This window comes from Variovorax sp. YR752, assembly GCF_943372545.1.
In genome coordinates this window covers 79,833-86,470 of sequence record NZ_CALRZC010000006.1, presented here as the reverse complement: position 1 = coordinate 86,470, position 6,638 = coordinate 79,833, and the positions used below count along the sequence as shown (strand labels likewise).

6 protein-coding genes are annotated in these 6,638 nt (G+C 69.8%); 1 reads left to right on the top strand and 5 read right to left on the bottom strand.

Going from position 1 to position 6,638, the window contains the following annotated elements; translation table 11 throughout:
* Positions 1–87: 87 nt before the first annotated feature.
* The 5 genes from AAG801_RS02590 to AAG801_RS02570 form a co-directional block, all read right to left on the bottom strand.
* On the bottom strand, positions 88–924 hold the full coding sequence (locus AAG801_RS02590) for an ABC transporter ATP-binding protein (protein ID WP_341887032.1): 837 nt from the start codon (positions 922–924) through the stop codon (positions 88–90).
* A 13-nt stretch (positions 925–937) separates the two neighbouring features.
* Positions 938–1,921, bottom strand: coding sequence for an ABC transporter substrate-binding protein (locus AAG801_RS02585; RefSeq protein ID WP_341887031.1), 984 nt, complete (start codon positions 1,919–1,921; stop codon positions 938–940).
* A 67-nt stretch (positions 1,922–1,988) separates the two neighbouring features.
* Positions 1,989–2,852: a creatininase family protein gene (locus tag AAG801_RS02580; RefSeq protein ID WP_341887030.1), complete on the bottom strand. Its 864-nt coding sequence runs from the start codon at positions 2,850–2,852 to the stop codon at positions 1,989–1,991.
* A gap of 27 nt (positions 2,853–2,879) precedes the next feature.
* The gene (locus AAG801_RS02575; protein ID WP_341887035.1) at positions 2,880–4,169 is read right to left on the bottom strand and encodes an amidohydrolase family protein; all 1,290 of its coding nucleotides are present in this window, start codon (positions 4,167–4,169) and stop codon (positions 2,880–2,882) included.
* A 195-nt stretch (positions 4,170–4,364) separates the two neighbouring features.
* Positions 4,365–5,588 carry an MFS transporter gene (locus AAG801_RS02570; protein ID WP_341887029.1) on the bottom strand — a complete coding sequence of 408 codons (1,224 nt, stop codon included), beginning with the start codon at positions 5,586–5,588 and terminating at the stop codon, positions 4,365–4,367.
* Positions 5,589–5,699: 111 nt separating this feature from the next.
* Here AAG801_RS02570 and AAG801_RS02565 point away from each other — a divergent pair, with 111 nt between their 5' ends.
* A complete protein-coding gene (locus AAG801_RS02565; protein WP_341887028.1) occupies positions 5,700–6,638 on the top strand; it encodes a LysR family transcriptional regulator in 939 nt (312 codons plus the stop codon).

The following is a 6,638-nucleotide window of genomic DNA, read 5'->3' as shown; positions in this document are numbered from 1 at the left end:
CCAGCACGACGCCGATGAGCACGGGGTAGAGCACGCGCTGCACGCGCGGCTGGCTCAGCAGCGGCGCCGCGGGTTTCGTCGCTGTCTTCATCGTGCGGCCTCCTCTTCGGTGGTGCTGGCGCGCAGCAGGCTGTCCTGCAATTGCTTCGCGTAGCGCGCGAACCCGGGCGTGACCATGAAGTCGGCCTGGCGCGGATAGGGTTCGTCGATCTGGAACTGCTCGACCACGCGACCCGGCCGCGCGGCCATCATCACCACGCGGCTCGACAGGAACACCGCCTCGTGGATCGAGTGCGTCACGAAGATCACGGTGAGCTTCTTCTTGCGCCACAGGTCGAGCAGGTCGGCGTCGAGCTTGTGGCGCGTGATCTCGTCGAGCGCCCCGAAGGGCTCGTCCATCAGCAGCAGGTCGGGCTGCGTGACCAGGCCGCGCGCAATCGACACGCGCATCTGCATGCCGCCGGACAGCGCACGCGGCAAGGCGTCGGCAAACTTTTCCAGGCCCACGAGCGCGAGCGACTCCGTCACGCGCGCGTCGGCTTCCTTGCGCGGCACGCCGGCCAGGTCCAGCGGCAGGCGCACATTGGTCTGCACGCTGGCCCACGGCATCAGCGTGGCCGACTGGAAAACGAACGACATCTTTCGCGTGCTGTCATGCAGCTGGCTCACGGGCTTGCGCCACACCAGCAGGCGGCCGTCGCTGGGCTCGAGCATCCCCGCCACCATCTTGAGCAGCGTGCTCTTGCCGCAGCCCGAGGGGCCGAGCAGCGTGACGAACTCGCCCTCGGCAATCGACAGGTCCACCGGCAGCAGCGCCTGCGTGCCGTTGGGGTAGGTCTTCTCGGCCGAGAGGATCTCGACGGCGGGCACCGGCGATGCGAAATCGGCCGGTGGCGCGAGGGTGTGGGGTTCGATGCGGTTCATGGCGCGGCGAGGTTCAGGGCAAGACCTTGGCGTCCTTCACGAACTCGGTCGTGTAGGTTTTCGCCAGGTCGACCTTGGCCGGGTCGAGCAGCTTGGAGGCCACCAGGAAGTCGTAGCTCGCCTTGGCGCGCGCATCGGTGATCACGCCGATGCCGAGCTTGGCCGCATCGCCCCCGGTGACCATGCCCATCTCCTTCAGCTTGGCCACGCTATAGGCGAGCTGGTCGTCGGTCATGTTGGGGTTGTCTTTCTTGATCAGCGCGTTGGCCGGTGCCGGGTCGGCGAGGTAGCTCTTCCAGCCTTCGGCCGAGGCCTTCACGAAGGCGGCGACCTGCTTGCTGCGTTCCTTCACCGTCTTGTCCATGCACGACACGGTGACGGCGTACGAGGGGTAGCCGTGGTCGCTGAACATGAGCACGGTGCTCTTCACGCTGGCCTTCTGGATCGCGTAGGGCTCGGAGGTCAGGTAGCCCTGCTGCGCGGTGTTCGCGTCGGCCACGAAGGGCTGGATGTTGAAGGTGTAGGGGCGCGTCTGTTCGTCCTTCAGGCCGAACCGGGCCTTGAGCCAGGGCCAGTAGCCGCGGTTGGCCTGCGCGCCGATGAGCAGCGTCTTGCCCTTCAGGTCTTCGAATTTCTTGACGTCGTCGTGCGCGATCAGCACCTGCGGGTCCTTCTGGAAGAAGGCCGCCACGTTGACCACCGGCACGCCGCCTTCGCGCACCTGCATCATCTGGATGTCGCTCGATCCCATGATGCAGTCGGCCTGTCCCGCGGCCATCATCTGCGTGATGTTGACCTGCGGGCCGCCCATCTTGATGGTCACGTCCAGGCCATGCTTCTTGTAGATGCCCTGCGCCACCGCCTGGTAGAAGCCGCCGTGCTCGGCCTGCGCATACCAGTTGGTCATGTACGTGAACTTGTCCTGGGCCTGCGCCGGTGCGGCGGCGGACAGGGCGAGCGCGGCGGCGCCGGCCAGGGAAAGAGCGAAGGAGCGCATGGTGGGAACCTCTCGAAGGCAGGGTGGAAGAACGGGTTAAAAAAAGATGGACCGCTGCGGGCGCGGCTCAGGCGGGCTCGAACGACTGTTGAATGAAGCCCTGCTGGTGGCCGCGCTCCCAGGTGGCTTCTTCGCGCACGATCCAGCGCAGCGCGTACAGCTCGGTCAGCGCCTGCGCCCAGCTGTCCGAGAGCGTGTCCAGGATCGCCAGGCCCTGTTCGCGCGTGGCGCTGGTCGGGTCGCCGATCACGCCGCTGGGGCCGAAGTCGCGCGCGGTCCACGCGCAGGCGGGGCGGCCGTCGGCCGACAGCAGCTTGATCGGGAAGGGCGGTGGAAAGTTGACCACGGCGCGTTCCATGTGCACGGTGTCGGGGGCCAGCGCGAGCATCAGCGCGGTCTCGGAATGGCCCGCGTGCATCGCGAGTTTTTTCTCCTGCTCACTGACCTGCTGGCTGGCCGCGCTGGGCAGGCGCGACACGCCGTGCGGCACGATCACGAAGTCGCCATGGCGCAGGCGCAGTTCGCGCGCCGCCATCTCCAGCACCTGCGGCTGGCCGCCGTGCCCGTTGGCGAACAGCAGTTTGCGAAAGCCCGAGCGGTACACCGACTCGCCGATTTCGATCACGGTCGACAGCAGCGTGGTGCCCGTGAGCGTCATCGTGCCGGGAAAGTGCAGGTGCTCCTCCGACTTGCCATAGGTGATCGGCGGTAGCGCAAAGGCGCGCACCTCGGCCGGCAATTTTTCGAGTGCCTTGCCCATCACGCCGGACGCGATGACGCTGTCGACCGAGCACGGCAGGTGCGGGCCGTGCTGTTCGATGGCGCCGCACGGCAGCACGACGACGGTGTCTTCGCGCTCGGGCAGCGCGGCGATTTCGGTCCAGCTCAGGTAGGGCAGGAAGCGGTGGGGCGGGATGTAGCCGTGGAGCATGGGAAGTCCTTGGGGTTGTTAGGCGGGTCAGGCGATGGCGTGAGCGGCGGTGCGCCATGCGGCAGGCACGTCGCCGCGCGCGACGCGGCCATCGCGCAGCACCACGCGCGATGCGGTGCGCGAAGGCCAGCCGAAGCGGTCGGCCTCGGTGAAGAGCACGAGGTCGGCCGGCATGCCGACCAGCGTGGGCCGCGCGAGCGCAGGCTCGCGCCGCAGCCAGTCGGCGCGGCACAGCGCCTGCGACCAGGTGTCGAAGGGCTCGTCGAGCTGGGCCACCAGCGCGGCCGTGCCCAGTGCCTCGACGGGGTCGAAGCTGCCGAGCCGGCAGAACGGGTCTTGCACGTTGTCGCTCGCGAACAGCAACGGAATGCCGCGCGCATGCGCTTCCTTGACCAGCGTGATGCCGCGCTGGCGCGGCGTGCGCCCGGTGACGGCGTCCTGCAGCAGCAGGTTGGTGGCGGGCAGCGACACTACGGTGATCGGCGCGCGCGCCACGGCATCCAGTGTGGCGAAGGCCTGTGCCTCGGGCTGGGCCGCGAGCGCGCAGAGGTGGCCGCAGACCACGCGGCCTTCGTAGCCGATTTCGCGCAGCAGGCGTGCGGTGGTCTGCAGGCCGACGGCCGCGGCGTTGAGTTCTTCGTCGACGTGCAGGTCGATGTCGAGGTCGCACGCTTGTGCCGACACCAGCAGGTTGCGCAGGGCGTTCTCGCTCCAGTTGCTGGAGTGCACGAAGCCGCCGAGCAGCGCGTGCGGGCCGGTGGCCTTCACTTGTTGCGCGAGGCGCAGGGCCTGCGCCGCGTCTTCGAACAAGGGCAGCTTGATGAGCGCGACCTGCTCCAGCCGTACCCGGCCGGCCCATTCCTGCGCCAGCTCGGCCATCACGGGCCACGCCATCGGCAGCGCGTCGGGCTCCCACCAGTCGACATGCGTGCGCACATGCGTCGTGCCGCATTCCCAGGCCCACTGCAGGCCACGCGATGCGCGCTCGCGCACATCGGCGGGCGTCCAGCGCACGCGGTCGGCCAGCATCGCGTCGATCGCGCCGAGCAGGCCGGGCTGCACCTTTTGCATGCGCGGCAGCGTGAATGCCTTGTCCAGGTGCGTGTGCGCGTCGACGAAGGCGGGAAGGGCGAGCGTGCCGGCGAGGTCCCAGCCGGACGCGGGCGTGTCGCTGTCCATCGCGGGCTGCACCGACCGAACGCGGCCGGCCTCGATGGCGATGCGTGCGAGTTCGGGCACGCCGTGGCGCTGCGGCCAGTCGGTGGGCAGCAGCCAGCGCGGCAGCCGTGCGTGGTCCAGCAGCACGGGCGCATTCATGCCGTTCATGCCGTTCATGCGAAAAGCGCCCCCGCCGGGTGCACGGGGACGCTTTTTTCCATCGAAAGGGAGCAGGCGACGCGCGGTTGCATGAATTTGACCAATCAATCAGAGCAAGTGGTCAGGTTATGCAAACGGCGTGCCAGTCCGGGTGCACCGGACTGGGGAGCGGGCGCGGTCCCGCTGTGGGTGGGGCTACGTGGCCGTTGCCTTGCGCGGCCAGAGCCGCACCGCCAGCGCGGCGGCGGCCGTGGCGGTGGCCAGCACCGTCACGCCGGCCCAGCCCCAGGCGGCGAGCGCCAGCGCACCCAGCGCCGAGCCGGTCGCCATGCCGATGAACATGCCGGTGAACAGCACCGCATTGAGTCGGCTGCGCGCGCCGGGCTCGATGCCGTAGACGATCGTCTGGTGCGCGATCAACGTCGCCTGCATGCCCAGGTCGAAGCCGACCGCGGCGAGTGCCAGCAGCCACAGCTGCGCATGCGGCGCCATCAGCGGTGCCAGCCCCATGGCTGCGAACGACACCACTGTGAGCCCCGCGCCCAGGCGCGTCACCAGTTCGGGTCCGCGCCGGTCGGCGAGCCGTCCCGCCAGCGGTGCCGCCAGTGCGCCCGCCGCGCCGGCCAGGCCGAAGGCGCCGGCGGCCGCGCTGCCCAGGTGGAAGGGTGCGCCGTGCAGCATCACCGCCAGCGTCGACCAGAACGCGCTGAATCCCACCGCCAGCAGCGCCTGGGCCAGCGCCGCACGGCGCAGCGTGCCGTGGCGCGACCACAGCGTGCCCAGCGAGCCGAGCAGTGCGCCGTAGGCCAGGTGCGTGGTCGGCCGGAAGCGCGGCAGCCCGCGCCAGGCCGCGGCGCCGATGAGCGCGATGCTGGCCGCGGCCGCGATGAACATCGCGCGCCAGCCGAAGTGCTCGGCCACGAAGCCGCTCACCACGCGCGACAGCAGGATGCCCAGCAGCAACCCCGTCATCACTGTGCCGACCGTCTTGCCGCGCGTGGCGTCGGGCGCCAGCGTGGCGGCGGCGGGCACGATGTCCTGCGCCATCGTGGCCGCCAGCCCGATCGCGAGGCTGGCCGCGAGCAGTACGCCGATCGACGGTGCGGCGCCGGCCACCAGCAACGCGGCGCACAGCGCCGCCGCCTTGATCAGCACGATGCGGCGCCGGTCGAAGCGGTCGCCCAGCGGCGCCAGCAGCAGGATGCCCAGCGCATAGCCCAGCAGCGTGAGCGTGGGGATGAAGCCCACCGCGCGGGCGGAGGCGCCGATGTCGACGCCCAGCACGCCGAGCATCGGCTGCACGTAGTAGAGCGACGCCACCGACAGCCCCGCGCCAGCGGCCAGCAGCAGGACGAGCGAAGCTGGCAGGTCGTGCCCCTGCGCCGTGGCCGGTGTATGCGTGCTTTGAATGGAATACATGGTGTTAACCCTTGAATCTGAAGCAATGCCTGAAATGTGCCCTCTGGGTGCTTGGCTTGGTAGTCCCGCGAGCCGCACAATGCCCATACGCCAAACGTATAAAGCAAGGCCATGTCAACTTCACCCGCTGTCGATCGCATCGAGCTGATGCAGACCTTTGTCCACATCGTCGAGGCCGGCAGCCTGTCGGCGGCCGCGCTCCAGATGGGCGCGACCCAGCCCACCGTGAGCCGTCGCCTGCAGGCGCTGGAGCGCTCGCTGGGCGTGCGGCTCCTGCGCCGCTCCACGCACGCCATGAAGCTCACGGAGGACGGCGAGCGCTGCTACGAGCGCGCCAGGGAGCTGATTGCCGACTGGCATGCCTTCGAGGCCGACCTGCGCGGCGTGGGCGACGAGCCCGAGGGCACGCTGCGCGTGGTGGCGCCGCATGCGCTGGGCCAGATGCTGCTGGTCGGTCCGCTGGCCGATTACCTGCGTGCCTACCCGCGCGTGTCCGTCGAATGGCTGCTGAACGACCGCCGGCCCGACTTCATCGCCGAAGGCGTCGACTGCGCGATCCAGGTGGGCGAGGTGACCGACGCCATGGCCGTGGCGGTCAAGCTCTCGGAGGTGCCGCGCGTGGTGGTGGCCGCGCCCTCGGTGCTGGAAGGGCGCACGCCGCCCACGCACGCGGCCGAACTGGCCGCGCTGCCGTGGCTCGCGTTGCGCACCTTCTATCGCAACGAGGTGCAGTTCACGCACTGGCCGAGCGGCGAAACCGCGCGCGTGCCGATCCAGCCGCGCATGAGCACCGACAGCCTCTATGCGCTGCAGAGCGCGGCCCGCATGGGCCTGGGCGCCTGCCTGGGGTCGACCTGGCTGCTGAAGGCCGACATCGCGGCGGGGCGGCTGGTGCAGCTCGTGCCGCAATGGCAGGTGGCGCCGCTGCCCGTGTACCTGGTCTATCCGCACGCGCGCTTTCAGCCTGCGCGCCTGCGCCGTTTCATCGAGACGATGCGGCTCGCACTGGCCGACCCGACGGGCCGCGCCTGGGAAGCGGACGTGGCCTGA

What these genes read in the sequence shown, in the direction of transcription:
- AAG801_RS02590 (WP_341887032.1), bottom strand. Translation starts at nt 924, where the DNA reads ATGAACCGCATCGAACCCCACACCCTCGCGCCACCGGCCGATTTCGCA.
- AAG801_RS02570 (WP_341887029.1), bottom strand. Translation starts at nt 5,588, where the DNA reads ATGTATTCCATTCAAAGCACGCATACACCGGCCACGGCGCAGGGGCAC.
- AAG801_RS02575 (WP_341887035.1), bottom strand. Translation starts at nt 4,169, where the DNA reads ATGAATGCGCCCGTGCTGCTGGACCACGCACGGCTGCCGCGCTGGCTG.
- AAG801_RS02585 (WP_341887031.1), bottom strand. Translation starts at nt 1,921, where the DNA reads ATGCGCTCCTTCGCTCTTTCCCTGGCCGGCGCCGCCGCGCTCGCCCTG.
- AAG801_RS02580 (WP_341887030.1), bottom strand. Translation starts at nt 2,852, where the DNA reads ATGCTCCACGGCTACATCCCGCCCCACCGCTTCCTGCCCTACCTGAGC.
- AAG801_RS02565 (WP_341887028.1), top strand. Translation starts at nt 5,700, where the DNA reads ATGTCAACTTCACCCGCTGTCGATCGCATCGAGCTGATGCAGACCTTT.